This window comes from Streptomyces sp. NPDC055254 (assembly GCF_053606025.1).
The window spans coordinates 106,710-132,217 of sequence record NZ_JBSGQV010000008.1; the positions used below are offsets into that span (position 1 = coordinate 106,710).

The window sequence follows — 25,508 nt, forward strand, 5'->3', positions numbered from 1 at the left end:
GGCCTCTTCAAAGACTGTGAGAATCAGCGCCATGGAACGCAGCAGCACCGGTACCGGCGGCGCCCGACGGCAGGCGACCCGCCAGAAGCTCTACGAGGCGGCCGTCACCCTCATCGCCGAAAAGGGCTTCTCCGCGACCACGGTCGACGAGATCGCGGAGCGGGCCGGCGTCGCCAAGGGCACCGTCTACTACAACTTCGCGAGCAAGAACGAGCTCTTCGAGGAGCTCCTGCGGCACGGCGTGGGGCTGCTGACGGTCTCCCTGCGGGCCTCGGCGGAGGCGACGGAGGCCCGTGGCGGCAGCCGGGTCGAGGCGCTCGACGCGATGATCCGGGCGGGGCTCGTCTTCATCGACAAGTACCCGGCCTTCACCCAGCTGTACGTCGCCGAGCTGTGGCGGACCAACCGGGCGTGGCAGTCCACGCTCATGGTCGTCCGGCAGGAGGCGGTGGCCGTCGTGGAGAAGGTGCTGCGGGAGGGCGTCGAGCGCGGCGAGCTCAGCGCGGAGATCGACGTCCCGCTGACCGCGGCCGCGATGGTCGGCATGGTGCTCGTGGCCGCCCTGGACTGGCAGTCCTTCCAGAGCGAGCGGTCCCTCGACGACGTGCACTCCGCGCTGTCGCTGCTGCTGCGGGGCCGGGTCAGCGGAAACCGCTGATTGCCCCGGTCGGCGGTGCCGTTCGGCGGTGGCGGCCCGTACAACTGGTGGGGCAGCCGCGCCGGCTGAGTATCCGTACCTAGAGGCGGAGATGAGTAGGTGCGCGGATGGTTCCCACCTGCGCGGACGCCAGACTGGGAGCAACGGACGGGAGACCCGGTCCGCACCGCGGACACGGGGCCGCGGAGCGGACCGGGTGTCTCCTGCCGTGACCGGGCGGGGGAACGGGGGACCCGGTGACCGAGGCACCGGTCGGGGGATCCGGTGACCGAGGCACCGGTCGGGGGATCCGGTGACGCAAGACGCCGGTGCGGCGGGGCTCGGGGGGATCGAGCCTCGCCGCACCGGCGTTTTCGCGTCGTCGGGCCCGCGGGGGACCGGCCGCGGCCTCAGCCGCGGCCCCGCAGCGGCAGCCGCGTCCGCAGGCGCGCGGCGGCGACCCGGGCGGGGGCCAGCCGGGCCGAGACCGCCGCCGACAGGGCGGCCCACCGGGCCGACACCGCCCAGGAGACCCGCACCGCCGAGCGCGGCAGCAGCAGGGCGCGCAGCCGCGCGACGCGGCCCAGCCCCGCCAGCAGCCCCGCGCGGGCCAACAGCACGTCGTCGGCCAGTTCCGGGTACGGGCTCCCGGTGCCGGGCGGCGCGTACAGGTCCCGTTCCACCGCGCTCGCGACCCGGTGCACCGCGGCCGCCGCGTCCGGCTCCAGCCGGCCCAGGACCACGACACGGCCGGCCGCCCGGCGCGGCGACAAGGCGTCGTCCGGGAGCACTCCGGCGTCCCACGCGGCGTCGCCCAGCTCCCGCCAGGCCTCCGGGACCCGCCCGCCCGCCAGGCGGCGGGCCCGGAGCCGGCCGCGCCACAGCGCCGGCAGCAGGGGAATCCCCAGCACCGCCACCACGGCCCCGGCCCAGCCGAGGACCGTCAGGAGCGACGGCCCGCCGGCGGCGCCCGAGGCGTCCTCCTTCAGTACCGGGCCGCCGCACTCGCCCAGCTTCTTGAGCTCCGGCGGGCAGTCCTCGGCCTGCGTGGGAGCCGCCGAGGGCTGCGCCGTGCTCTGCGAGGGGAGCGGCGCGGGCACGGACGGCCGGACCGCGGGAGCCTGCGGACGCGCGTACTCCGGCACGTTCAGACCCGACCGGGGCGTCGGCTCGAAACGGGTCCAGCCCACGCCCTCGAAGTACAGCTCCGGCCAGGCGTGCGCGTCCCGCATCGAGACGTTCACACTGCCGTCCGACTGCTTCTCACCGGGGGTGAAGCCCACCGCCACCCGCGCCGGGATGCCCAGTGAGCGGGACATCGACGCCATCGAGAACGCGAAGTGGACGCAGAAGCCCTCCTTGTCGGCCAGGAAGCGGGCGACCGCCTGCGGGCCCGTGCCCGAGGCCGTCTTCGTGTTGTAGCGGAAGCCGCCGTTCACGGCGAAGTAGTCCTGGAGCTTCACCGCCCGCGTGTAGTCGTCCTTCGACCCCTGCGTCACCTGGCGGGCCGTCTCGCCGACCACCGGCGGCAGGTTGTCGGGCAGCTTCGTGTACTCCGTGCGGACCTCCTGGTCCGGCTCCGGGGCGCTCGCGAGCTGCTGCGCCGTCGGCCTGAGCAGCAGGCTGGTCACCGTGTACATGGCGCCCTGGGCGTTCTGGAACCTGTCCCGGCCCAACTGGTCCCCGACCAGGGTCCGGCCGGCCGGCTCGTAGCGCCACTTGCCCGCGATCTGCACCGAGGTGGCCGGGTACGGCATGGGCAGGTAGCGCTGGGAGTAGCCGTCCGCGGCCGAGACGCTCGTCGTCACCTCGGTCGAGGACAGCCGTACGGGGTTGCCGAGCCCGGGCGGGTTCGGGAGCCGCTCCGGCACATCGGTCAGGGCCCGCCCGGAGGCCTCCCACTTGACGCCGTTGAACTCGTCCAGGGCCAGGATGCGCAGGTACTGCTCGCTCTGCTGCGGGCTGTTCGTCCGGTACTTCAGCACCACCCGGTTGTCCTGCGTGTTCAGGCTGCTCTGCAGCGAGACCAGCGGGTTGACCGCCGAGATCGTCCCTCCCTGCCCGTCGCCGCCCCCGTCGCTGTCGCCCTGGGCGCCCAGCAGCCCGCCGCTCAGGGAGGGCAGCACGGCCGGCACCGCCAGCGCCAGTCCCAGGGCCACCGCGCCGATCCGCCGCCCGGTCCGCACCGGGGCCGTCGGTCGTACGCCCGCGCCCCCGCCGAGGCCGGAGGCGGCCGAGACGCCCTCGCGCGGGGCGGCGCCGAAGACCCGTCCCCACTGCGCGAGCCGGTCCCGGCCCTCGGACAGCAGCAGCAACAGGTAGCCGGCGCCCGCCAGCAGGAAGGAGAACCAGGAGGCTTCGCCGCCGCCCGACAGGCCCGCGGCCACCGAGTACAGCGCGAGCAGCGGCAGCCCGGCCGCGGCGGCCGTCCTCGCCGTCACCGCCAGCACGTCCACGAGCAGGCCGATCAGCAGCACGCCGGACACCAGCAGCAGCCGGATGCCGTCCGTCAGCGGCGCCGGGGTCGCGAACTCGCTCACGTCCTGCACGCCCTGCTGGTACAGCGCCCCGAAGTCCGTGATCAGGTAGTCGAGCAGCCCGGTCCCGCCGACGCCGGCCTTGCCGCCGAAGAGCACCGCGAGAACGAGCAGCGACACCAGCACCTGCGCGGACACGGTCAGCGGCCGCGCCAACGGCACCCGCCGCCCGCCGGCGCCGACCGCGCTCTGCACGGCCAGCAGCAGCGCCGCCTGGAGCAGCCAGGCCGCCGATTCCACCAGCGGCGTCAGCGACCACGCGGTGAGCAGGGTCGCCAGTGCCGCGAACAGCGTCAGTTTCGCCCGCCCGCTCATGCCCGCCCTCCGGAGGTACCCGCGCCGAGCGCACCCGTCCCGACCTGGCGCCACACCTCGCCGAAGGCGGCCCCGGGCGGCGCGGCCAGGGCCGTCCAGCCCGCGTCGCGCAGCCGGCGCAGCCGCTCCTCCAGCGAGTTCGGTGCCTGTGCGGGCTGCCCGCTCCAGGCCGCCGAGTCCAGTACGAAGGCCACCGCGCCCCCGGTGCGCTGGCGCATCCGCGCCGCCAGCTCGGTCTGTACGTCGTCCAGGTCGCCGAAGAAGGCGATGAGGAGCCCCTCGCCGCCGGCCCCGGCGAAACCACCGCCGCGCACCGCGTCGTAGGCCCGTGAGAGCCCGGCGCCGTCGGAGTGCCCGATCACCGCGAGGGTGTCCATCATCTGCCCGGCCGCGGCGGCGGAGTCCTGCCCGCCGGCGGAGAAGCCACGGCCCTCGAAACCGCCGCCGGAGCCGGGGACCGCGTCGCCGGTGTCCGTGAGCAGCCGTACCGAGAAGCCCTGTTCCAGCAGGTGCAGCAGGGTGGACGCGGCCCCGGACACGGCCCACTCGAAGGCGGAGTCGGGGCCCGCGCCCTCGAAGGCGAGTCGCCGCGTGTCGAGCAGGACGGTGGCCTTGCTGCGCTGCGGCTGCTCCTCGCGGCGCACCATCAGCTCGCCGTACCGCGCGGTGGAGCGCCAGTGCACCCGGCGCAGGTCGTCGCCGCGCCGGTAGCCGCGCGGGATCACGTCGTCGTCGCCGGCCAGGGCCAGCGAGCGGCGGCTGCCGTCGCCGTACCCGGAGGCCTCGGCGGCCAGGCGCACCGGCGGCAGGGGCTCGGTGCGCGGGACGACCGTGAGGGTGTCGTAGGTGCTGAACGAACGGGTCAGCTCGACCAGCCCGAACGGGTCGGTCAGCCGCAGCTGGAGAGGTCCCAGCGGGTAGCGGCCGCGCAGGTCGGAGCGGACCCGGTAGGACACCTCGCGGCGGCCGCCGGGTTCGACCCGGTCCAGTACGAAGCGCGGCCGGGGGCCCAGCACGTAGGGCACCCGGTCCTGGAGCATCAGCAGGCCGGTGGGCAGCCGGGAGGTGTTGGACATCCGCAGCTGCACCCGGGCCTCGCCGCCCGCGGGTACCCGGTCGGGGGTCAGCCGGCGGCTCCCGGCGACCCGGTGCCGGGTGCGGTGCAGGGCGCAGACGCAGATCAGCGGCAGCAGGGCGAGCAGCAGGCCGACCCGCAGCAGTTCGCCCTGGCCCAGTACGTACGCGCACGCCGCGGCGGCGATCCCGGCGGCGAGGAAGGAGCGGCCGCGGGTGGTCAGGCCGGACAGCGACGCGCGCAGCCCGCCCCCCTCGTGGCCGCCGTCCGCCGGGCCGCCGGCGCCGCGCGGGGCACCGGCGCTCATCAGAAGCCCCGGATGCCCGCGCCGGGCGGCATCTCGCCGCGCGCGTGCGCTGCCGGTACGGGGGTGCGCTGGAGGATGTCGCCGACGACCTGCTCGGCGGTGCGCCGGGCCAGCTGCGCCTGCGCGGTGGGCAGCAGCCGGTGCGCGAGGACCAGTCCGGCCAGCGCCTGGACGTCGTCGGGCAGGACGTAGTCCCGGCCGGCGAGCGCGGCGGAGGCCTTCACGGCGCGCAGCAGGTGCAGGGTGGCGCGGGGCGAGGCACCCAGGCGCAGGTCCGGGTGGGTGCGGGTGGCGGAGACCAGGTCGACGACGTAGCGCCGGACGGGATCGGCCACGTACACCTCGCGGACGGCCTCGATGAGCTTGACGATGTCGCTGGCGTGCGCGACGGCCGTGAGGTCGTCCAGCGGGGAGAGCCCGCCGTGCACGTCGAGCATCTGGAGCTCGGCCTCGGGGCTGGGGTACCCGACGGAGACGCGCGCCATGAAGCGGTCGCGCTGGGCCTCGGGGAGCGGGTAGGTGCCCTCCATCTCCACCGGGTTCTGGGTGGCGACGACCATGAAGGGGCTCGGCAGCGTGTAGGTGGTGCCGTCGATGGTGACCTGGCGCTCCTCCATCGACTCCAGCAGCGCGGACTGGGTCTTGGGCGAGGCGCGGTTGATCTCGTCGCCGATGACGATCTGCGCGAAGATCGCGCCCGGCTTGAACTCGAACTCGCGGCGCTGCTGGTCGTAGATGCTGACGCCGGTGATGTCGGAGGGGAGCAGGTCCGGGGTGAACTGGATCCGCTGCACCGAGCAGTCGATGGACTTGGCGAGCGTTTTGGCGAGCATGGTCTTGCCGACGCCGGGGACGTCCTCGATCAGCAGGTGCCCCTCGGCGAGCAGCACGGTCAGCGCGAGGCGGACGACCTCGGGCTTGCCCTCGATCACGCTCTCGACCGAGTGCCGGACCCGCTCCGCCGTGCTGGTCAGATCCGCGAGGCTCGCTCGGTCGTCATACGTGGTCACCTGGTTCTCCTCGGCCCTTTCCCAGGGCCGACCGCCCTTGGCGCATGACCGGCCCACCCCACAACACGGACACCGGCCCCGGGGGTCCCGGGGGGCGTCTCCCCGCATTCTTGACGGCGTTACGGTCCCGTGTCACTCAGGAGCTGGGATCGATCTCCCGCAGGAGTCCGGTGTGCACGTCGAAGACGAAGCCTCGCACATCGTCCGTGTGGGGCAGGAAGGGGTTGGTGCGGACCCGCTGCATCGACTGGCGGACGTCCTGGTCCACGTCCCGGAAGGCCTCGACGGCCCAGGCGGGACGCTGGCCGACCTCGTCCTCCAGCTCGTGCCGGAAGTCCTCGGTCAGGCTTTCGAGACCGCAGCCGGTGTGGTGGATGAGTATCACCGAGCGCGTGCCGAGGGCCCGCTGGCTGATGGTGAGGGAGCGGATGGTGTCGTCCGTGACCACGCCGCCGGCGTTGCGGATCGTGTGACAGTCGCCGAGCTCCAGGCCCAGGGCGGCGTGCAGGTCGAGGCGGGCGTCCATGCAGGCCACCACGGCCACGCGCAGGACGGGACGGGCGTCCATGCCGGGATCGCTGAACTTCGACGCGTAGACGCGGTTCGCCGAGACCAGACGATCGGTGACGGAGCCGCCGCCGGATGCCTCTGGTGCGGACTCGGCAGGCAGGGATGCGGAAGTCGTCATGGGTACGACGGTAATGGTCACCGCCGGGGGAGGCAGCGGGTGAGGGGGGACAAAGAAGGCCAACCAGTGCGGTTGTGAGCTAACCCACAGGGGTGAGGCGGAGGCGACCGAGCGGGTGATTCGCGGCATTCGCGGGTTCGGGGCGAGGAGGGCGCACGGCGCGCGAGGCGGTTCGTTGACCCCGGCGACCGTTGCACTAAAGTGACGCGAACCGGCCGGAGCCCGGCCCTGACCGGCCGCCCGGCCCCCGACGAACACTCCGCGTGCGCGGCGCGTACGTACGGCCCGGCCCCTTCCGCTCACCGGCCGGCCGGCGCCGGCTTCCCCGGCGCCGGCGGTCAGGTCCCCTTCCCGGGGCGCCTCACGGCTCAGCCGGTGAGGGCGGGGACCCGGCGGTGCGTACGCCTGCCGCGCCGTTATCTGAGAGGGCGCTTTGACTAGCGAGTCCCGACATGTCCCGGTGATGCTCCAGCGGTGCCTGGACCTGTTGGCCCCGGCGCTGGAGAGGCCCGGGGCCGTCGTCGTCGACTGCACCCTCGGCCTCGGCGGCCACAGCGAGGCCCTGCTGACCCGGTTCCCCGAGGTGCGCCTGATCGGCCTCGACCGCGACAAGGAGGCCCTGCGGCTCTCCGGCGAGCGGCTTGCTCCGTTCGGTGACCGGGCCACCTTGGTCCACGCCATCTACGCCGACCTGGCCGAGGTACTGGACGGGCTGCGCATCCCCGCCGTCCAGGGCGTCCTCTTCGACCTCGGCGTCTCCTCCATGCAGCTCGACGAGGCCGAGCGCGGGTTCGCGTACGCCCAGGACGCGCCGCTGGACATGCGGATGGACCAGACGACGGGCATCAGCGCCGCCGAGGTCCTGAACACCTACGCGCCGGGCGAGCTGGTGCGGATCCTGCGCCAGTACGGCGAGGAGAAGCAGGCCAAGCGGATCGTGTCCGCGGTCGTCAAAGAGCGGGAGAAGGAACCCTTCAGCAACAGCGCCCGGCTGGTGGAGCTGATCCGCGACGCCCTGCCGCAGGCGGCCAAGCGGACCGGGGGCAACCCGGCCAAGCGGACCTTCCAGGCGCTGCGCATCGAGGTCAACGGCGAGCTGTCCGGGCTGGAGCGGGCCATTCCGGCGGCGGTCGACCGGATCGCGGTCGGCGGCCGGATCGCCGTGCTCTCGTACCACTCGCTGGAGGACCGGCTGGTCAAGCAGGTCTTCGCGGCGGGCGCGACCTCCACGGCCCCGCCCGGCCTGCCCGTGGTCCCGGAGAAGTACCAGCCGAAGCTCAAGCTGCTGACGCGCGGCGCGGAGCTGCCCACCGAGGAGGAGATCGCCGAGAACCGCAGGGCCGCCCCGGCCCGGTTCCGCGGCGTCGAACGCATCCGGGAGGCGCGGCTGTGACCCCGGCGGCGGGCGGCGGTGCGGGCCGGGCCGGAAAGGTCGCCACCCTGACGCGCGGGCGGGCGGCCCGCCTCGGCCGGGCGATCGGCGGCCGCCCGGGCCGCCCCGCGGGATCGGGCGGCGGCGGCAGCGGCCGCGCCTCGGCCGGGCAGGCGGCGCGGATGCCGTTCGTCCTGCTGGTGGTGGCCCTGCTCGGTGGCGGCCTGATCAGCCTCCTGCTGCTGAACTCGGCGTTGAACGAGGGCTCCTTCAAGCTGAGCGAGCTGAAGAAGGAGACCACCGCCCTCACGGACGAGGAGCAGGCGCTGCAGCGCGATGTGGACGCCTACTCGGCCCCCGACGCGCTCCAGCGGCGGGCGCACGAACTGGGCCTCGTCCCCGGCGGCAGCCCGGTCTTCATCGGCCCGGACGGCAAGGTGGCCGGCTCCGCGTCGGTGGCCGAGCCCCCGCCGCCGCCGTCCCCGCCGCCGTCCGCCGCCGCGCAGCCGTCCACGGGCGCGCAGCCGTCCGACGCCGTACAGCCCGCCGCCCCCGCGGCCGCGCCGTCCGCCGCCGTCCCGCCGGGCCAGGCCCCGCCGGGGGGCGCGGCCTCCCCACCCGCGTCCTCGCCGGCGCAGCAGCCCACCCCCAACCCAGGCAGGTGACGTCGTGACCCTGACGGCAGACGGTTCCGCGGTGCCGGGGCGCAGCCCTGGGGAGCCCTTCCCCCACCCCGCCCCCGGCCCCTCCCGTGACCGTGAGCGGGCCAGGCCCGGACCCGCGCCGGTGCGGGGCGGAGCCCACCGCGCGGCGGTGGCCCGGTGAGCCCGCAGGAGCCGCGCAAGCGGGTGCCCGGCCCCGGCCGGCCCCGGCCCGGCGAGCGCGCCCGGGCCGCGGGCACCGCCCGGCCGGCGTCCCGCCCCGCGACCCGCCGCCCGGCCCCGGCCCGGCGCACGCACACCATCCGGCTCGGCAGCCCCCGACCCCGGCTGCGGCTCGTCGGCTTCGGCCTGACCCTCGTCATGCTCGCCTTCGTGGTCCGGCTGCTCCAGGTCCAGGCCGTCGACGCCAAGGCGTTCTCCGCCGAGGCCTCCAAGAACCGCTACACCAGCGTGAAACTGGCCGCCGAGCGCGGGGAGATCACCGACCGCAAGGGCGTCGCCCTCGCCACGAGCGTCGACGCGTACGACATCACCGCCGACCCGAAGATGTTCACCCCGCAGGACAGCAAGGCACCCGACGCCCCCGAGCAGGCCGCAGCCCTCCTCGCGCCCATCCTCGGCAAGGACGCCAAGGAGCTCACCGAGCGCCTGCGGACGAAGAACACCCGCTACGTCGTCCTCGCCCACCGCCAGACCCCCCAGGTCTGGAACCAGATCAAGGACCTCAAGCGGGTCTTCGCGGACAAGGCGGCGGCCGACAAGAAGAACAACGGCCCCGGCGCCAACGTCCTCGCCGGCGTGTTCAACGCCGACAGCAGCAAGCGCGTGTACCCGGGCGGCGACCTGGCCGCCGGGATACTGGGCTACGTCAATGCCGATGGCAAGGGCGGCGGCGGGCTGGAGTCCTCCCTCGACAAGAAGCTGTCCGGCAAGGACGGCGAGGTCACCTACGCCCAGTCCGGCGGCCGCCGGGTCCCCACGGCCGGATCCAGCGGGAAGCCCGCCGTGCCCGGCGAGGACATCGAGCTGACCATCGACCGCGACATCCAGTGGGCGGCCCAGAGCGCCATCGCAGAGCAGGTCCAGAAGTCCGAGGCCGACCGGGGCTACGTGATCGTCCAGGACACCCGCACCGGCGAGGTGCTGGCGATGGCCAACGCGCCGGGCTTCGACCCCAACGACCTCACCCGGGCCCGCTCGGCCGCCATGGGCAACGCCGCCCTCCAGGACGTCTACGAGCCCGGCTCCACCGCCAAGGTGATGTCCATGGCCGCCGTGCTGGAGGAGAAGAAGGCCACCCCCGACACCCGGGTCGAGGTACCCAACCGGCTGCACCGCGGCGACCGGCTGTTCAAGGACGACGTCGACCACCCGACCTGGTACCTGACCCTCAACGGGGTGCTCGCCAAGTCCTCCAACATCGGCACCATCCTGGCCACCGGCCAGCTCGGACCCACCCAGCCCGAGGCCAACAAGGTGCTGCACTCCTACCTGACCAAGTTCGGCATGGGGCAGCCCACCGGCCTCGACTACCCGGGCGAATCCCGCGGCCTCCTCGCCGAACCCCAGGACTGGTCGACCTCTCAGCAGTACACGATCCCCTTCGGCCAGGGCATGTCCCTCAACGCCATGCAGGCGGCCTCCGTGTACTCGACCATCGCCAACGGCGGGGTCCGGATCGAGCCGACCCTGGTCCGCGGCAGCAAGGGACCCGACGGCCGCTTCACCCCGGCCCCGGCCCCGGAGCAGACCCGCGTGGTCAGCCCCGAAACGGCCAAGACCCTCGCGGAGATGCTCGAATCCGTGGTCGACGACCAGGAGGGCACGGGCACCAAGGCCCGCATCCCCGGCTACCGGGTCGGCGGCAAGACCGGCACGTCCAACCGGGTGGATCCGGCCACCGGCCGCTACAAGGGCTACACCGCATCCTTCGCCGGGTTCGCGCCCGCCGACAACCCCCGCATCACCGTCTACTGCGCCATCCAGAACCCGACGAAGGGCAGTTACTTCGGCGGGCAGATCTGCGGCCCGATCTACAAGAAGGTCATGGAGTTCGCCCTCAAGACACTTCAGGTCGCCCCCACCGGAACCGCCCCCGCCGGGCTTCCGGTCACCTTCGAACCCGGCCCGCAGCCCGCCCCGCAGCCCAGCCCGCAGCCCGGTCAGTGACCCCCCGCCCGACCGGCCCGCCAGAAAAGCGTGAGGCACCACCAGTGACAACGATCACCCCGAAACCCGGGAACCAGTCGGCCGCCGGCACCGGGCCCGGGCCCTCGCTTCGCGGGCGCCCCGCCGCGCCCGGTACGCTCACCGCCGTGTCCCACGCTGATCAGCCCAGAACCGCCCAGAAAGACGCCCCGGCAGTGCCGCCGGGAGCGCCCAGGCCCGTGTCCGTCCGCCCGACCCCGCTGGGCGAGCTGGCCACCCTGCTGGGCATCCGAGTACCGGGCGAGGCCCGGATCACCGGCATCACGCACGACTCCCGTGCGGTGCGCCCCGGTGACCTGTACGCGGCCCTGCCCGGAGCCCGGACGCACGGCGCCGACTTCGCCGCGCAGGCGGCCGGCCTCGGCGCCGCCGCCGTACTGACCGACCCCGCCGGGGCGGAGCGCGCCGCCGCGACCGGCCTGCCCGTCCTCACCGTCGCCGACCCGCGCGGCCGGATGGGCGAGCTCGCCGCCACGATCTACGGCCGGCCCGGCGAGGGCCTGCTCCAGATCGGCATCACCGGCACCTCCGGCAAGACCACCACGGCGTACCTCGTGGAGGGCGGACTGCGCGCGGCGGACCGCGCCACCGGACTCGTCGGCACGGTCGAGATGCGCATCGGCGACGAGCGCATCAAGTCCGAGCGGACCACCCCCGAGGCCACCGACCTCCAGGCCCTGTTCGCCGTCATGCGCGAACGCGGGGTCGAGGCCGTCGCCATGGAGGTCTCCAGCCACGCCCTGGTGCTCGGTCGGGTCGACGGCTGCGTCTTCGACGTCGCCGTCTTCAACAACCTGAGCCCCGAGCACATGGAGTTCCACTCCGGCATGGAGGACTACTTCCAGGCCAAGGCGCAGCTCTTCACCGGACGCCGCGCCCGCCTCGGCGTGGTCAACCTCGACGACGAGTACGGCCGCCGGCTGACCAAGGAGGCCACCGTCCCGGTCGTCACCTTCTCCGCCGCGGGCGACCCCGCCGCCGACTGGCGCGCCGCGGACGTGGTCTTCGGGCCGACCGGTTCCACCCTGACCCTGCTCGGCCCCCAGGGGCAGCGCGTACGGGCCGCCGCCCCGCTGCCCGGACCGTTCAACGTCGCCAACACCGTCGCCGCGATCGTCACCCTCGCCGCCGCGGGCCTCGACCCGCAGACCGCCGCCGACGGCGTCGCCGCGGTCCCCGGGGTCCCGGGCCGACTGGAGCGGGTGGACGCGGGCCAGCCGTACCTCGCCGTCGTCGACTACGCGCACAAGACGGACGCCGTCGAATCGGTGCTGCGCGCGCTGCGCGAGGTCACCGAGGGCCGGCTGCACATCGTGCTCGGCTGCGGCGGCGACCGCGACACCACCAAGCGCGCCCCCATGGGGGCCGCGGCCGCCCGGTACGCCGACGTGGCCGTCCTGACCTCCGACAACCCGCGCTCGGAGGACCCGCTCGCGATCCTCGCCGCGATGTTCGAGGGCGCCGTGTCCGTCCCGCCCGCCGAACGGGGCAGCGTCCTCGTCGACGCGGACCGGGCGGCGGCCATCGCGGCCGCCGTCGCCCGCGCCCGGCCCGGCGACACCGTGCTCGTCGCGGGCAAGGGCCACGAGCAGGGCCAGGACACCGCCGGCACCGTACGGCCCTTCGACGACCGCTCGGTGCTCCGCGAGGCCATCGAGACCCAGCAGCGCAATGCCCGACAGGCCGAGGTGAACCAGTGATCGCCCTCTCCCTCGCCGAGATCGCCGACATCACCGGCGGGCGGCCCCACGACATACCGGATCCGTCGGTGCGGATCAGCGGCCCCGTCGTGATCGATTCCCGCCAGGTGGAGGCCGGCAGCCTGTTCGCCGCCTTCGACGGGGAACACGTCGACGGCCACGACTACGCCGGACGCGCGGTCGCCGCCGGAGCGGCGGCCGTCCTCGCGGCCCGGCCCGTCGGCGTGCCCGCCATCGTCGTCCCGGACGTCGAGAAGGCGCTCGGCGCCCTCGCACGGGCCGTCGTCGGCCGGCTCGGCACCGACGTGGTGGCCCTGACCGGCTCGGCCGGGAAGACCTCCACCAAGGACCTCATCGCGCAGGTGCTCCAGACCCACGCCCCGACCGTGTGGACCCCGGGCTCCCTCAACAACGAGATCGGCCTGCCGCTCACCGCCCTCAGGGCCACCGCGGAGACCCGCCACCTGGTCCTGGAGATGGGGGCCCGCGGCGTCGGCCACATCGCCTACCTCACCGGCCTGACCCCGCCGCGCATCGGAGTCGTCCTCAACGTCGGTACGGCCCACATCGGCGAGTTCGGCGGCCGGGAGCAGATCGCCCGGGCCAAGGGCGAGTTGGTCGAGGCCCTGCCGGCCGAGGCGGAGGGCGGCATCGCCGTCCTCAACGCCGACGACCCGCTGGTGCGCGCCATGTCCGCCCGCACGAAGGCCCGTACGGTCCTGTTCGGCGAGGCCGAGGACGCCGAGGTCCGCGCCACCGAGGTCCGGCTGACGCCCGCGGGACAGCCCTCCTTCACACTCCACACACCGACCGGGTGCAGTGATGTGACCTTGCGGCTGTACGGTGAGCACCACGTGTCGAACGCGCTCGCCGCGGCCGCCGTGGCCCATGTACTGGGCATGTCCGTCGAGGAGATCGCCACCGCGCTCTCCGGAGCGGGCACCTTGTCCCGGTGGCGGATGGAGGTCACCGAGCGGGCCGACGGCGTGACGATCGTCAACGACGCCTACAACGCGAACCCGGAGTCCATGCGGGCCGCTCTGCGCGCGCTCGCCGCGATGGGCGGCACGGCCAGGGCGAACGGGGGACGCACGTGGGCGGTGCTCGGTCCCATGGCCGAACTCGGTGACGCATCGCTGGCAGAGCACGACGCGGTGGGACGGCTCGCCGTCCGGCTCAACGTGAGCAAGCTCGTCGCAGTCGGGGGCAGGGAAGCGTCCTGGCTGCAACTGGGCGCATATAACGAGGGTTCGTGGGGTGAGGAGTCGGTGGTCGTGTCCGACGCGCAAGCGGCGGTCGACCTGTTGCGCAGTGAGCTGCGCCCGGGTGACGTCGTGCTGGTGAAGGCATCTCGGTCTGTCGGTCTGGAGCGGGTCGCGCTGGCATTGCTGGAGCGCGAGGGCGGGGACGCCGACCGATGAGGCAGATCCTGTTCGCCGGAGTCATCGGCCTGTTCCTGACGCTCATCGGCACCCCGCTGCTGATCAAGCTCCTGGCCCGCAAGGGCTACGGCCAGTTCATCCGCGACGACGGCCCGCGCGGCCACGCCGGGAAGAAGGGCACGCCCACCATGGGCGGTATCTCCTTCATCCTGGCCACGCTCATCGCGTACGCCCTGACGAAGGTCATCACCGGCAGCGAACCGACCTTCTCGGGTCTGCTCGTGCTGTTCCTGATGGCGGGCATGGGCGTGGTCGGCTACCTGGACGACTACATCAAGATCGTCAAGCGCCGCTCGCTCGGTCTGCGGGCCAAGGCCAAGATGTCCGGCCAGCTGATCGTCGGCATCGCCTTCGCGGTGCTCGCGCTCCAGTTCAAGGACGCCCGCGGGCTCACCCCGGCCTCCGACAAGCTGTCGTTCGTCACGGACTTCGGCTGGTCCATCGGACCGGTGCTGTTCGTGGTCTGGGCCCTGTTCATGATCCTGGCGATGTCCAACGGCGTGAACCTGACCGACGGCCTGGACGGCCTGGCCACCGGCGCCGCGGTGATGGTCTTCGGCGCGTACACCTTCATCGGCGTCTGGCAGTACCAGGAGTCCTGCGCCAACGCGCAGACCCTGCCCTACCCGAACGCCTGCTTCGAGGTGCGCGACCCGCTCGACCTGGCCGTCGTCGCCTCCGCCCTCATGGGCGCCTGCTTCGGCTTCCTGTGGTGGAACACCTCGCCCGCCAAGATCTTCATGGGCGACACCGGTTCGCTGGCCCTCGGCGGCGCGCTCGCCGGCCTCGCGATCTGCTCCCGCACGGAGTTCCTGATGGCACTCCTCGGCGGCCTCTTCGTCCTCATCACCATGTCGGTCGTCATCCAGGTCGGCTCCTTCAAGATGACCGGGAAGCGCGTCTTCCGGATGGCCCCGCTACAACACCACTTCGAACTCAAGGGGTGGTCCGAAGTCCTTGTCGTGGTCCGCTTCTGGATCATCCAGGGCATGTGCGTGATCGTGGGCCTCGGCCTCTTCTACGCGGGATGGGCAGCCGCCAAGTGACCCCCTGGCACGGCAAGAACATCACCGTCGCCGGTCTGGGCGTGAGCGGCGTCAGCGCCGCCCGCGCCCTGGCCGGCCTCGGCGCCGTCGTGACCGTCGTCGACAACGGCGACGGCGACGCGCAGCGCGCGCGGGCCGCCGAGCTCGCCGCACAGGGCATCGAGGTCCGCCTCGGCACGCGGGACGGCGGAGCCCGCGCGGGCGACGTCCTGCCCGAGGGCACCGAGCTCGTCGTCACCTCCCCGGGCTGGAAGCCCGACAGCCCGCTGTTCGCCGCGGCCGCCGCGGCCGGGGTCGAGGTCGTCGGCGACGTGGAGATCGCCTGGCTGCTGCGCGAGACCGGCCAGGAGCTGCGCGCGGAGCGGTCCGGCGAGCCCGCCGGCGCGCCCCGCCGGGAGCCGGCGCCGTGGCTGGCCATCACCGGGACCAACGGCAAGACCACCACCACCCAGATGCTGGCCTCGATCCTGAAGGCCGCCGGACTGCGGACCGCCGCCGTCGGCAACATCGGCACCCCCATCATCGACGTGGTGCTCGGCGAGCAGGAGTACGACGTACTCGCCGTCGAGCTCTCCAGCTACCAGCTGCACTGGGCGCCCTCGGTACGCGCCCACTCGGCCGCCGTGCTCAACCTGGCCCCGGACCACCTCGACTGGCACGGCTCGATGGAGGCGTACGCCGCCGACAAGGGCCGGATCTACGAGGGCAACACCGTGGCCTGCGTCTACAACGCGTCCGACCGGGCCACCGAGGACCTGGTCGTGGCGGCCGATGTCGAGGAGGGCTGCCGGGCGATCGGCTTCACCCTCGGCGCCCCGGGCCCGTCCATGCTCGGCGTCGTCGACGGCATCCTCGTCGACCGCGCCTTCGTGGAGAACCGGCAGAAGAACGCCCAGGAACTCGCGCAGGTCGAGGACGTCAACCCGCCCGCCCCGCACAACATCGCCAACGCCCTCGCCGCCGCGGCCCTGGCCCGCGCCTTCGGCGTGGAGCCGCGCGCCGTTCGCGACGGGCTGCGCGACTTCCGTCCGGACGCCCACCGGGTAGCCCACGTGGACGTCGTCGCCTCGGTCAGTTACGTCGACGACTCCAAGGCCACCAACACCCACGCGGCCGAGGCCTCCCTGGCGGCCTTCGAGCCGGTCGTCTGGATCGCCGGCGGCCTCGCCAAGGGCGCGACCTTCGACGAGCTGGTCCAGAAGTCGGCGAAGCGGCTGCGCGGCGCGGTGCTCATGGGCGCCGACCGGGCGCTGATCGCCGAGGCGCTGGCGCGACACGCCCCCGAGGTCCCGGTCGTCGACCTCGACCGGACCGACACTGGGGCGATGCTCGCGGCGGTCCGGGAAGCGGCCCGGCTCGCCCGGCCCGGCGACACGGTCCTGCTGGCGCCTGCCTGTGCCTCGATGGACATGTTCGCGAACTACAACAAGCGTGGGGACGCGTTCGCCGAGGCGGTGCGCGAACTGGCCGCCGAGGACGCCTAGGCCGAAGGCTCCGGGAGAGGATCCCTCCGGCCGGCGACTCGCCCCGTACGAGTGGAGGGGAAGATCACAGATGCCAGCCAAGCAAATGCTGCCGGGGCGGCGGCCGTCCGCCGTGAAGGCGCAGGGCCGCAGGCGCCCGGTGGTGCGTGTGAGGCGGCCCGCCGGGCGCGGGCCGCTGGCCCGGCTGCGGCGTACGCACCAGCAGTTGCGCAAGGCCTGGGACCGTCCGCTCACCGCGTACTACCTGATCTTCGGCAGCTCGATGCTCATCACGGTGCTCGGCCTCGTGATGGTGTACTCGGCCTCCATGATCAAGGCGCTCCAGCTGGGCCTCGGTGACGCCTACTTCTTCAAGAAGCAGTTCCTGGCGGCCCTGATCGGCGCCGTGCTCCTGCTGGTCGCCTCCCGGATGCCGGTCAAACTGCACCGGGCGCTGTCGTACCCGGTCCTCGCGGGCACGCTCTTCCTGATGGCCCTGGTCCAGGTCCCCGGGATAGGGGTCTCGATCAACGGCAACCAGAATTGGATCTCCCTTGGCGGTCCGTTCATGCTCCAGCCAAGTGAGTTCGGCAAGCTGGCGCTGATCCTGTGGGGCGCCGACCTGCTGGCGCGCAAGGGCGACAAAGGGCTGCTGAGCCAGTGGAAGCACCTGCTGGTGCCGCTGGTCCCGGTGGCGTTCCTGCTGCTCGGCCTGATCATGCTGGGCGGGGACATGGGCACCGCGATGATCCTCGGGGCGATCCTGTTCGGCCTGCTCTGGCTGGCGGGCGCCCCGACGCGCCTGTTCGTGGGCGTCCTGGCCTTCGCGGGTGTGATCGTCGCACTGCTCATCAAGACCAGCCCGCACCGCATGGACCGGCTGGAGTGCCTCGGCGCGACGGAACCGGGCAAGAACGACCTCTGCTGGCAGGCCGTGCACGGAATCTACGCCCTCGCATCGGGCGGATGGTTCGGTTCCGGCCTGGGTGCGAGTGTGGAAAAATGGGGGCAACTACCCGAAGCCCACACCGACTTCATCTTTGCCATTACCGGGGAGGAACTCGGCCTGGCGGGGACGCTGTCGGTGCTCGCCCTGTTCGCGGCCCTAGGCTATGCGGGTATCCGCGTGGCCGGACGCACGGAGGACTCCTTCGTACGGTTTGCCGCGGGAGGCGTGACCACCTGGATCACGGCCCAGGCCGTGATCAACATCGGTGCGGTGCTCGGCCTGCTGCCGATCGCCGGAGTCCCGCTCCCGCTGTTCTCCTACGGGGGGTCGGCCCTGCTGCCGACCATGTTCGCGGTCGGACTGCTCATCGCCTTCGCGCGGGAGGAGCCGGCGGCGCGCGCGGCCCTCGCGATGCGACAGCCGAAGACCGGCTGGAGGCGGACCGGGGTGAGATGGAAATCGATGAGACGGCGCGTCAAGAAGCGTCCGTCCGGAGAGCGGTGAATTTCGGTGCATGTCGTACTCGCCGGTGGGGGGACCGCCGGCCACATCGAGCCGGCGCTCGCCCTCGCGGACGCCCTGCGCAGGCAGGACCCTTCAGTGGGCATCACCGCCCTCGGCACGGAGCGCGGACTTGAGACCCGCCTGGTGCCGGAGCGCGGCTACGAACTCGGGCTGATCCCCGCCGTACCGCTGCCCCGCAAGCCCACCCCGGAGCTGATCACCGTCCCCGGGCGGCTGCGCGGCACGATCAAGGCCGCGGAGGAGATCCTGCTGCGCACCAAGGCCGACTGCGTCGTCGGCTTCGGCGGCTACGTGGCCCTGCCCGGCTATCTCGCGGCCAAGCGGCTCGGGGTGCCGATCATCGTCCACGAGGCCAACGCGCGCCCCGGACTGGCCAACAAGATCGGCTCCCGGTACGCGCACGCCGTCGCGGTCTCCACCCCCGACAGCAAGCTGCGCGGCGCCCGCTACGTGGGCATCCCGCTGCGGCGCTCGATCTCCACCCTCGACCGGGCCGCCGTACGCCCCGAGGCGCGCGCCGCCTTCGGGCTCGACCCCAACCTTCCGACCCTGCTGGTCTCGGGCGGCTCGCAGGGCGCCCGCCGCCTCAACGAGACGATCCAGGCGGTCGCCGCGACCCTCCAGCGCTCCGGGATCCAGATCCTGCACGCGGTCGGTCCGAAGAACGAACTGCCGCGTGTCGACAACATGCCCGGGATGCCACCCTATGTGCCGGTACCGTACGTGGACCGGATGGATCTCGCGTACGCCGCCGCGGACATGATGCTGTGCCGCGCGGGCGCCATGACCGTCGCCGAACTGTCCGCCGTCGGGCTCCCGGCCGCCTACGTCCCGTTGCCGATCGGCAACGGCGAACAGCGGCTCAACGCCCAGCCGGTGGTCAAGGCCGGGGGCGGCCTGCTCGTGGACGACGCGGAACTGACGCCCGACTGGGTGCTCGGCCAGGTCCTTCCGGTGCTGTCCGATCCGCACCGGCTGTACGAGATGTCCCGCGCCGCCGGCGAGTTCGGCCGCCGGGACGCCGACGAGCTGCTGGTCGGCATGGTGTACGAGGCGATCGCGGCCCATCGGGCCCGCTGAGGCGGGAAAGCACAGACGCAGGAGGCACCGGAGTGGCCGGAGCGACGACCGCACAGCGCGGCACACCAGGCTCTGACCGGCCTGCCCGCAAGGGCTCCGGCTCTCCCAAGCCCCCGGGGCCGCCCAAGAGGCCCGGTCAGCAGGCCTCCGGGGGCCGGCTGCGCCGGGGGCGCGCACTGGCCGTTCTCGCCGCTTCGGCGCTCCTCGCCGGGGGCGCCGCCTGGGCGCTCTACGGCTCCTCCTGGCTCCGCGTGGAGAAGGTCGCCGCCACCGGCACCGAGGTGCTCACGGTCGAGCAGGTCCTCGCCGCCGCGGCCGTCCCGGTCGGCGCACCCCTGGTGGGCGTCGACACGGACGAGATCGAGAACCGCGTCCGAGACAAGCTGCCCCGTGTCGATTCGGTCGATGTGGTGCGGGCCTGGCCGCGCGGAATCGGGGTGAAGGTGACGGAACGCAAACCCGTCCTGCTCATCAAAAAGGGCGCCGACTTCGTCGAAGTGGACGCTTCGGGTGTGCGATTCGACACGGTTCCGAAAGCACCCGCCGGTGTTCCGGTCCTCGAATTGAACGCGGAACGGTCGCCGAGCGCCCGCCGCTTCGACGAGGAGCGGCTGCTGCGGGAGGCCGTGCGCGTCGCCGGGACCCTTCCGGACCCGATCGCGGCGGAGACCTTGCAGGTCAAGGTGGGGTCCTACGATTCGGTGGTGCTGGAGCTCTCCGGCGGCCGGACGGTGGCCTGGGGGAGCGGCGAACAGAGCGAGGCGAAGGGCCGCGCGCTGACGGCGCTCCTGAAAGCCGCGCCAGGGGCCGACCACTTCGACGTGAGCGTCCCCACCGCCCCTGCCGTGTCCGGGAGTTGACGTCGGGTCGAACAGCGGCGCACCCTGGTTGGCCAGCGATACGGGTGATCACATAGGGTGAAAAGAAAAACGGGAGGTTCGGCGTGTTCGTTGAACACGCGCTACTTGTCGACTTAGTGTCCTGTTCGGAAGAGTCCAAAGAACAGACATACCCCTAACCCTAAACTTCAGGGTGAGGGTTCGGGTCGGCGCGTTCGGACCGTCCCTATTTCGGCATCAGTCGTCGCAACGCAGGCCCGCGAGGCGGCGACACGTAACTCGAGGCGAGAGGCCTTCGACGTGGCAGCACCGCAGAACTACCTCGCAGTCATCAAGGTCATCGGTGTCGGCGGCGGTGGTGTCAATGCCATCAACCGAATGATCGAGGTCGGTCTCAAGGGCGTCGAGTTCATCGCCATCAACACGGACGCCCAGGCGCTGTTGATGAGCGACGCCGACGTCAAGCTCGACGTCGGCCGCGAACTCACCCGGGGCCTCGGCGCCGGCGCCAATCCGGCCGTCGGTCGCAAGGCGGCAGAGGACCACCGCGAGGAGATCGAGGAGGTCCTCAAGGGGGCCGACATGGTCTTCGTCACCGCCGGCGAGGGCGGCGGCACCGGCACCGGCGGCGCACCCGTCGTCGCCAACATCGCGCGCTCGCTGGGAGCCCTGACGATCGGTGTGGTCACCCGGCCGTTCACCTTCGAGGGCCGGCGCCGCGCGAACCAGGCGGAGGACGGCATCGCCGAGCTCCGCGAAGAGGTCGACACCCTCATCGTCATCCCCAACGACCGGCTGCTGTCCATCTCGGACCGCCAGGTCAGCGTGCTCGACGCGTTCAAGTCGGCCGACCAGGTCCTGCTCTCGGGCGTCCAGGGCATCACCGATCTCATCACCACCCCGGGTCTGATCAACCTCGACTTCGCCGACGTCAAGTCCGTCATGTCCGAAGCCGGCTCGGCCCTGATGGGCATCGGCTCGGCCCGCGGCGACGACCGCGCGGTGGCCGCGGCGGAGATGGCCATCTCCTCGCCGCTGCTGGAGGCGTCCATCGACGGCGCCCGGGGCGTCCTGCTCTCCATCTCCGGCGGCTCGGACCTCGGTCTCTTCGAGATCAACGAGGCCGCGCAGCTGGTGAGCGAGGCGGCCCACCCGGAGGCGAACATCATCTTCGGCGCCGTCATCGACGACGCGCTCGGCGACGAGGTCCGGGTCACCGTCATCGCGGCCGGCTTCGACGGCGGACAGCCCCCGGCCCGCCGGGACAACGTCATCGGCGCGGCGTCCACGAAGCGCGAGGAGCCGGCCCCGACCCCGGTCCGTGCGGTCGAGCCGGTCCGCCCGGCCTTCGGCGGCCTCGGCTCGGTCACCCCGCGCGAGGACCCCCCGGCCCCGGTCGAGCCGGCCCCGGTCGAGGCCCAGGCCCCCGCGCCGCAGGTCCCGACGGCCCGTCCGTACCAGGACAGCCCGGCCGAGGAACTGGATGTCCCGGACTTCTTGAAGTGACACCGGAGCAGCACCACGTGGGCGGCGCCCACTTCGCCTTCACCGACCGGTGGGGCGGAGTGAGCGCCGTTCCGTACGAAGAGCTCAACCTCGGCGGCGCGGTCGGAGACGACCCGGCCGCCGTTTCCGCGAACCGGGCGCTCGCGGCGCGGTCCCTGGGTCTGGACCCGGCGCGGGTGGTCTGGATGAACCAGGTGCACGGGCGGGACGTCGCCGTGGTCGACGGCCCGTGGGGCGCCGGCGCCGATGGAAGCGCGGACGTGCCCGCCGTGGACGCCGTGGTGACCGCCCGTCGGGGGCTCGCCCTCGCGGTGCTCACCGCCGACTGCACGCCGGTCCTGCTGGCCGACCCGGTCGCCGGGGTCGCGGGCGCCGCCCACGCCGGACGGCCCGGACTGGTCGCCGGCGTGGTGCCCGCCGCGGTCGAGGCGATGGTCGCCCTCGGGGCCGAGCCCGGACGGATCGTCGCCCGGACCGGCCCCGCGATCTGCGGGCGTTGTTACGAGGTGCCCGCCGCGATGCGGGACGCGGTCGCCGAAGCGGTGCCGGCCGCGCGGGCCGAGACCAGCTGGGGCACACCGGCCGTCGACGTGGTCGCCGGGGTGCACGCCCAGCTCGCGGCGGCGGGGGTGGTGGACGCCCGCCGGTCCGGGGTCTGCACACTGGAGTCGCGGGACCACTTCTCGTACCGCCGCGACCGGGTGACCGGGCGGCTTGCCGGATATGTCTGGTTGGTTTGAAAAATGACGGACCGTAAGTCGGAACTCGCCGAGAACCTGGCACGGCTGGAGGAACGTATCTCGTCCGCCTGTGCGGCGGCGGGACGCGAGCGGGAGGAGGTGACCCTGATCGTGGTCACCAAGACCTACCCGGCGAGCGACGTACGACTGCTGGCGGACCTGGGTGTCCGCCATGTTGCGGAGAATCGGGACCAGGACGCCGCCCCCAAGGCCGCGGCCTGCGCGGATCTGCCGCTCGGCTGGCATTTCGTGGGCCAGTTGCAGACGAACAAAGTCCGTTCCGTGGCGGGATACGCGCACGTGGTGCAGTCGGTCGACCGGCCCCGGCTCGTCACCGCCCTCTCGGCGGCCGCTTCGAACGCCGGGCGCGAGCTCGGCTGCCTCGTGCAGATCGCCCTCGACGCCGAGTCGGGGGAGCGGGGTGCCCGCGGCGGTGCCGCGCCGGAGCAGCTCGCGGAGTTGGCGGACCTCGTCGCCGCGGCGCCCGGACTGCGGATCGACGGTCTGATGACCGTCGCCCCGCTGTCCGGTCCCTACGCGGGACGCGAACAAGCGGCGTTCGAGCAGCTGATGGAATTGTCATCCCGCCTGCGCGCGGACCATCCTGCTGCCACGATGGTCTCGGCCGGGATGAGCGCAGACCTGGAACAGGCCGTGGCGGCCGGTGCGACACATGTACGCGTCGGCACTGCGGTACTCGGCGCGAGACCCCGGCTCGGGTAACGTCGCGAAGAAAGTCGGACCACAGCAGAAAATATGGTCATTTCGCTGATGAGCGGACAGACCACGTGGATCGCGGGCAGTTGGTGACATTCGTGACACGGCGGCACCTGCGACAGGGCGATCCACCACAGAGCGGAGGACTCAGAGAATGGCCGGCGCGATGCGCAAGATGGCGGTCTACCTCGGCCTCGTGGAGGACGACCGGTACGACAACCCGGGGTACGACCCCGACGACGAGTTCGAGCCCGAGCCGGAGCCGGAGCGGACCCGCGACCGGGACCGTCGCCCGCAGTCCGTGCACCAAGCGCCCGTAACGGACGAACCAGTACGAATCGCACAGCCTCCGACACAGCGGGAAGCTATCCCAATTCCGGTTGAAAACGGACGTCCTGCGCGAATTGCCCCCGTGGCATCCATCACACCTGACCGCACCAACCTGGAGAAGAACGCCCCCGTGATCATGCCCAAGGTCGTCTCCGAGCGGGAGCCGTACCGCATCACGACGCTGCACCCCCGGACCTACAACGAGGCCCGTACCATCGGGGAACACTTCCGTGAGGGCACTCCGGTGATCATGAATCTCACGGAGATGGACGACACGGACGCGAAGCGTCTCGTGGACTTCGCTGCCGGCCTCGTCTTCGGTCTGCACGGCAGCATTGAACGGGTGACACAGAAGGTGTTCCTGCTGTCGCCTGCTAACGTCGATGTCACGGCGGAGGACAAGGCCCGCATCGCGGAGGGCGGGTTCTTCAACCAAAGCTAGACCGATCCGTCAGATACGGGACCGGGAACAGAGCGGGAGCAGGGGAGAGGGAAGCGCGGGATGGGCGTCGCACTGCAAGTGGTCTACATCGCGCTGATGTGCTTCCTCATCGTGCTGATCTTCCGACTGGTCATGGACTACGTGTTCCAGTTCGCACGTTCATGGCAACCCGGCAAGGCGATGGTGGTCGTTCTGGAGGCCACCTACACTGTCACCGATCCACCGCTCAAGCTTCTCCGGCGCTTCATCCCGCCGTTGCGTCTCGGGGGCGTGGCACTCGACCTGTCCTTTTTCGTTCTGATGATCATCGTTTACATCCTCATCAGTTTCGTGAGCACCGCTGCGAGAAGCGTGTGAACGATGAGCTTCCCCGCAGGCGCGGGGACAGTCCCGATACGGGCTTGCCGACTGCCGACGACTACGTAGAGGTGAAGAAGACATGCCGCTGACTCCCGAGGACGTGCGGAACAAGCAGTTCACGACCGTCCGCCTGCGAGAAGGCTATGACGAGGACGAGGTCGACGCGTTCCTCGACGAGGTCGAGTCCGAGCTGACGCGCCTGCTGCGCGAGAACGAGGACCTGCGCGCCAAGCTGGCGGCCGCCACGCGTGCCGCCGCGCAGAACCAGCAGCAGCAGGGCATGCGCAAGCCGGAACCCCAGGACCAGCGAGGCCCCGGCGCCCCCGTGCCCGCGGCCATATCCGGCCCGCCGCAGCAGCAGCAGCAGATGGGCCCGCCGCAGCTGCCCGGCGGCCAGCCGCAGCTGCCGGCCGGTCCCGGTGGGCACGGGCCGCAGGGTCCGGGCCCCATGGGCGGTCCCATGCAGCAGCACCCCATGGGCGGACCCCAGGGCATGGGCCAGCAGGGCATGGGCCAGCAGGGCATGGGCCAGCAGCAGATGGGCCAGCAGCAGATGGGCCAGCAGGGCATGGGCCAGCAGCAGTCGATGGGCGGCCAGAACCCGCTCGGCCAGCCCATGGGTCAGCAGATGCAGCCGATGGGTCAGCAGATGCAGCCCATGGGTCAGCAGATGCACCAGCACCAGCAGCAGCCGCAGCTCCCCCAGCAGGGTCCCGGCGGCGACAGCGCCGCCCGTGTCCTGTCGCTGGCACAGCAGACCGCCGACCAGGCGATCGCGGAGGCCCGCTCCGAGGCCAACAAGATCGTTGGCGAGGCCCGGTCGCGCGCCGAGGGCCTGGAGCGGGACGCCCGTGCCAAGGCCGACGCGCTGGAGCGGGACGCGCAGGAGAAGCACCGCGTCGCGATGGGCTCCCTGGAGTCCGCCCGCGCCACGCTGGAGCGCAAGGTCGAGGACCTGCGGGGCTTCGAGCGCGAGTACCGCACGCGCCTGAAGTCGTACCTGGAGTCCCAGCTGCGTCAGTTGGAGACCCAGGCCGACGACTCGCTGGCGCCGCCGCGGAACCCGGGTGCGCCTTCTCTGCCGCCGTCGCCCTCCATGGCCCCGGCCGGTGCCATGGGCCACTCCATGGGTGGTCCCTCGATGGGCGGCCCGTCCCCCATGGGCGGTCCCTCCTCGATGGGAGCCCCGTCCTACGGCGGCAACCAGCAGCAGATGTCCCCGGCGATGACCCAGCCGATGGCTCCGGTCCGGCCGGCTGCTCCGCAGCCGATGCAGGCGCCGTCGCCGATGCGAGGCTTCCTGATCGACGAGGACGACAACTAGGCGTAGCGCCAGGCGCTCGCTCCACGGGCCGGGCCCGGTTCCCCTTCGGGGGCACCGGGCCCGGCCCGTTCCCGTTCCCGCCCCCCTCGCCGGGGACGCGCCGGGGTCGCGCCGCGGGTGCGGGCGGAGCCGGGAAGAGGAGGCGGATCGCGCACCCGGAAGAGAGGCGGCCCGCGTCCCCCGGGAAAGGTGGCGGCCCGCGCTCGCCGGGCAAAAAGACGCGGCCCGCGCCCC

General features: G+C 72.6%; 21 protein-coding genes. 17 read left to right on the forward strand and 4 right to left on the reverse strand.

Annotated features, from left to right (window positions below):
- Positions 1–31: 31 nt before the first annotated feature.
- Positions 32–658: a TetR/AcrR family transcriptional regulator gene (locus ACWFQ8_RS11380; RefSeq protein WP_453785948.1), complete on the forward strand. Its 627-nt coding sequence runs from the start codon at positions 32–34 to the stop codon at positions 656–658.
- Positions 659–1,047: 389 nt separating this feature from the next.
- Here the strand turns inward: ACWFQ8_RS11380 and ACWFQ8_RS11385 are convergent, their stop codons facing one another.
- The 4 genes from ACWFQ8_RS11385 to ACWFQ8_RS11400 all read right to left on the reverse strand — a co-directional run bounded on the left by ACWFQ8_RS11385 (position 1,048) and on the right by ACWFQ8_RS11400 (position 6,569).
- Positions 1,048–3,489 (reverse strand): transglutaminaseTgpA domain-containing protein, encoded by a 2,442-nt coding sequence (locus tag ACWFQ8_RS11385; RefSeq protein ID WP_453785949.1) that lies wholly within the window; start codon positions 3,487–3,489, stop codon positions 1,048–1,050.
- Complete coding sequence (locus tag ACWFQ8_RS11390; protein ID WP_453785950.1) at positions 3,486–4,871, reverse strand: DUF58 domain-containing protein; 1,386 nt, start codon at positions 4,869–4,871, stop codon at positions 3,486–3,488. The genes ACWFQ8_RS11385 and ACWFQ8_RS11390 overlap by 4 nt, the downstream gene beginning before the upstream one ends.
- Positions 4,871–5,881, reverse strand: a complete 1,011-nt coding sequence (locus ACWFQ8_RS11395; protein WP_453785951.1) for an AAA family ATPase — start codon at positions 5,879–5,881, stop codon at positions 4,871–4,873. Before ACWFQ8_RS11395 ends, ACWFQ8_RS11390 begins: the two co-directional genes overlap by 1 nt.
- Before the next feature lie 136 nt (positions 5,882–6,017).
- Positions 6,018–6,569: a beta-class carbonic anhydrase gene (locus tag ACWFQ8_RS11400; RefSeq protein ID WP_453785952.1), complete on the reverse strand. Its 552-nt coding sequence runs from the start codon at positions 6,567–6,569 to the stop codon at positions 6,018–6,020.
- Positions 6,570–7,002: 433 nt separating this feature from the next.
- Between ACWFQ8_RS11400 and rsmH the strand changes: the two genes are divergently transcribed.
- From rsmH to ACWFQ8_RS11480, 16 genes are all read left to right on the forward strand, one after another.
- Positions 7,003–7,962, forward strand: coding sequence for a 16S rRNA (cytosine(1402)-N(4))-methyltransferase RsmH (gene rsmH, locus ACWFQ8_RS11405; protein ID WP_453785953.1), 960 nt, complete (start codon positions 7,003–7,005; stop codon positions 7,960–7,962).
- Complete coding sequence (locus ACWFQ8_RS11410) at positions 7,959–8,606, forward strand: hypothetical protein (protein ID WP_453785954.1); 648 nt, start codon at positions 7,959–7,961, stop codon at positions 8,604–8,606. The genes rsmH and ACWFQ8_RS11410 overlap by 4 nt, the downstream gene beginning before the upstream one ends.
- A 156-nt stretch (positions 8,607–8,762) precedes the next feature.
- On the forward strand, positions 8,763–10,772 hold the full coding sequence (locus tag ACWFQ8_RS11415) for a peptidoglycan D,D-transpeptidase FtsI family protein (protein ID WP_453785955.1): 2,010 nt from the start codon (positions 8,763–8,765) through the stop codon (positions 10,770–10,772).
- A 44-nt stretch (positions 10,773–10,816) separates the two neighbouring features.
- Positions 10,817–12,511 carry a UDP-N-acetylmuramoyl-L-alanyl-D-glutamate--2,6-diaminopimelate ligase gene (locus ACWFQ8_RS11420; RefSeq protein WP_453785956.1) on the forward strand — a complete coding sequence of 565 codons (1,695 nt, stop codon included), beginning with the start codon at positions 10,817–10,819 and terminating at the stop codon, positions 12,509–12,511.
- Positions 12,508–13,932 (forward strand): UDP-N-acetylmuramoyl-tripeptide--D-alanyl-D-alanine ligase, encoded by a 1,425-nt coding sequence (locus ACWFQ8_RS11425; RefSeq protein WP_453785957.1) that lies wholly within the window; start codon positions 12,508–12,510, stop codon positions 13,930–13,932. The genes ACWFQ8_RS11420 and ACWFQ8_RS11425 overlap by 4 nt, the downstream gene beginning before the upstream one ends.
- Positions 13,929–14,999, forward strand: a complete 1,071-nt coding sequence (gene mraY, locus ACWFQ8_RS11430; protein WP_453785958.1) for a phospho-N-acetylmuramoyl-pentapeptide-transferase — start codon at positions 13,929–13,931, stop codon at positions 14,997–14,999. Before ACWFQ8_RS11425 ends, mraY begins: the two co-directional genes overlap by 4 nt.
- A complete protein-coding gene (gene murD, locus ACWFQ8_RS11435; protein WP_453785959.1) occupies positions 14,981–16,483 on the forward strand; it encodes a UDP-N-acetylmuramoyl-L-alanine--D-glutamate ligase in 1,503 nt (500 codons plus the stop codon). The genes mraY and murD overlap by 19 nt, the downstream gene beginning before the upstream one ends.
- Before the next feature lie 70 nt (positions 16,484–16,553).
- Positions 16,554–17,915 (forward strand): putative lipid II flippase FtsW, encoded by a 1,362-nt coding sequence (gene ftsW, locus ACWFQ8_RS11440; RefSeq protein WP_453785960.1) that lies wholly within the window; start codon positions 16,554–16,556, stop codon positions 17,913–17,915.
- 6 nt (positions 17,916–17,921) lie between these two features.
- Positions 17,922–19,016: an undecaprenyldiphospho-muramoylpentapeptide beta-N-acetylglucosaminyltransferase gene (murG, locus tag ACWFQ8_RS11445; protein ID WP_453785961.1), complete on the forward strand. Its 1,095-nt coding sequence runs from the start codon at positions 17,922–17,924 to the stop codon at positions 19,014–19,016.
- Positions 19,017–19,048: 32 nt separating this feature from the next.
- Positions 19,049–19,876, forward strand: a complete 828-nt coding sequence (locus tag ACWFQ8_RS11450; RefSeq protein WP_453785962.1) for a cell division protein FtsQ/DivIB — start codon at positions 19,049–19,051, stop codon at positions 19,874–19,876.
- Between the two features lie 279 nt (positions 19,877–20,155).
- Positions 20,156–21,361 (forward strand): cell division protein FtsZ, encoded by a 1,206-nt coding sequence (gene ftsZ / locus ACWFQ8_RS11455; RefSeq protein WP_453785963.1) that lies wholly within the window; start codon positions 20,156–20,158, stop codon positions 21,359–21,361.
- Positions 21,358–22,101: a peptidoglycan editing factor PgeF gene (gene pgeF / locus ACWFQ8_RS11460; RefSeq protein ID WP_453785964.1), complete on the forward strand. Its 744-nt coding sequence runs from the start codon at positions 21,358–21,360 to the stop codon at positions 22,099–22,101. The genes ftsZ and pgeF overlap by 4 nt, the downstream gene beginning before the upstream one ends.
- 3 nt (positions 22,102–22,104) lie before the next feature.
- On the forward strand, positions 22,105–22,824 hold the full coding sequence (locus ACWFQ8_RS11465) for a YggS family pyridoxal phosphate-dependent enzyme (RefSeq protein ID WP_453785965.1): 720 nt from the start codon (positions 22,105–22,107) through the stop codon (positions 22,822–22,824).
- 148 nt (positions 22,825–22,972) lie between these two features.
- Positions 22,973–23,590, forward strand: coding sequence for a cell division protein SepF (locus ACWFQ8_RS11470; RefSeq protein ID WP_453785966.1), 618 nt, complete (start codon positions 22,973–22,975; stop codon positions 23,588–23,590).
- A 60-nt stretch (positions 23,591–23,650) separates the two neighbouring features.
- A complete protein-coding gene (locus ACWFQ8_RS11475; RefSeq protein ID WP_384543623.1) occupies positions 23,651–23,947 on the forward strand; it encodes a YggT family protein in 297 nt (98 codons plus the stop codon).
- Positions 23,948–24,029: 82 nt separating this feature from the next.
- The gene (locus ACWFQ8_RS11480) at positions 24,030–25,274 is read left to right on the forward strand and encodes a DivIVA domain-containing protein (RefSeq protein WP_453785967.1); all 1,245 of its coding nucleotides are present in this window, start codon (positions 24,030–24,032) and stop codon (positions 25,272–25,274) included.
- Positions 25,275–25,508: the final 234 nt, after the last annotated feature.

Bases quoted from the DNA above. Each gene is read 5' to 3' on its own strand.
- ACWFQ8_RS11380 (WP_453785948.1), top strand. From the start codon at position 32: ATGGAACGCAGCAGCACCGGTACCGGCGGCGCCCGACGGCAGGCGACC.
- ACWFQ8_RS11390 (WP_453785950.1), bottom strand. From the start codon at position 4,871: ATGAGCGCCGGTGCCCCGCGCGGCGCCGGCGGCCCGGCGGACGGCGGC.
- ACWFQ8_RS11480 (WP_453785967.1), top strand. From the start codon at position 24,030: ATGCCGCTGACTCCCGAGGACGTGCGGAACAAGCAGTTCACGACCGTC.
- ACWFQ8_RS11385 (WP_453785949.1), bottom strand. From the start codon at position 3,489: ATGAGCGGGCGGGCGAAACTGACGCTGTTCGCGGCACTGGCGACCCTG.
- ftsW (WP_453785960.1), top strand. From the start codon at position 16,554: ATGCCAGCCAAGCAAATGCTGCCGGGGCGGCGGCCGTCCGCCGTGAAG.
- ACWFQ8_RS11470 (WP_453785966.1), top strand. From the start codon at position 22,973: ATGGCCGGCGCGATGCGCAAGATGGCGGTCTACCTCGGCCTCGTGGAG.
- ACWFQ8_RS11400 (WP_453785952.1), bottom strand. From the start codon at position 6,569: ATGACGACTTCCGCATCCCTGCCTGCCGAGTCCGCACCAGAGGCATCC.
- ACWFQ8_RS11475 (WP_384543623.1), top strand. From the start codon at position 23,651: ATGGGCGTCGCACTGCAAGTGGTCTACATCGCGCTGATGTGCTTCCTC.
- murD (WP_453785959.1), top strand. From the start codon at position 14,981: ATGGGCAGCCGCCAAGTGACCCCCTGGCACGGCAAGAACATCACCGTC.
- ACWFQ8_RS11465 (WP_453785965.1), top strand. From the start codon at position 22,105: ATGACGGACCGTAAGTCGGAACTCGCCGAGAACCTGGCACGGCTGGAG.
- mraY (WP_453785958.1), top strand. From the start codon at position 13,929: ATGAGGCAGATCCTGTTCGCCGGAGTCATCGGCCTGTTCCTGACGCTC.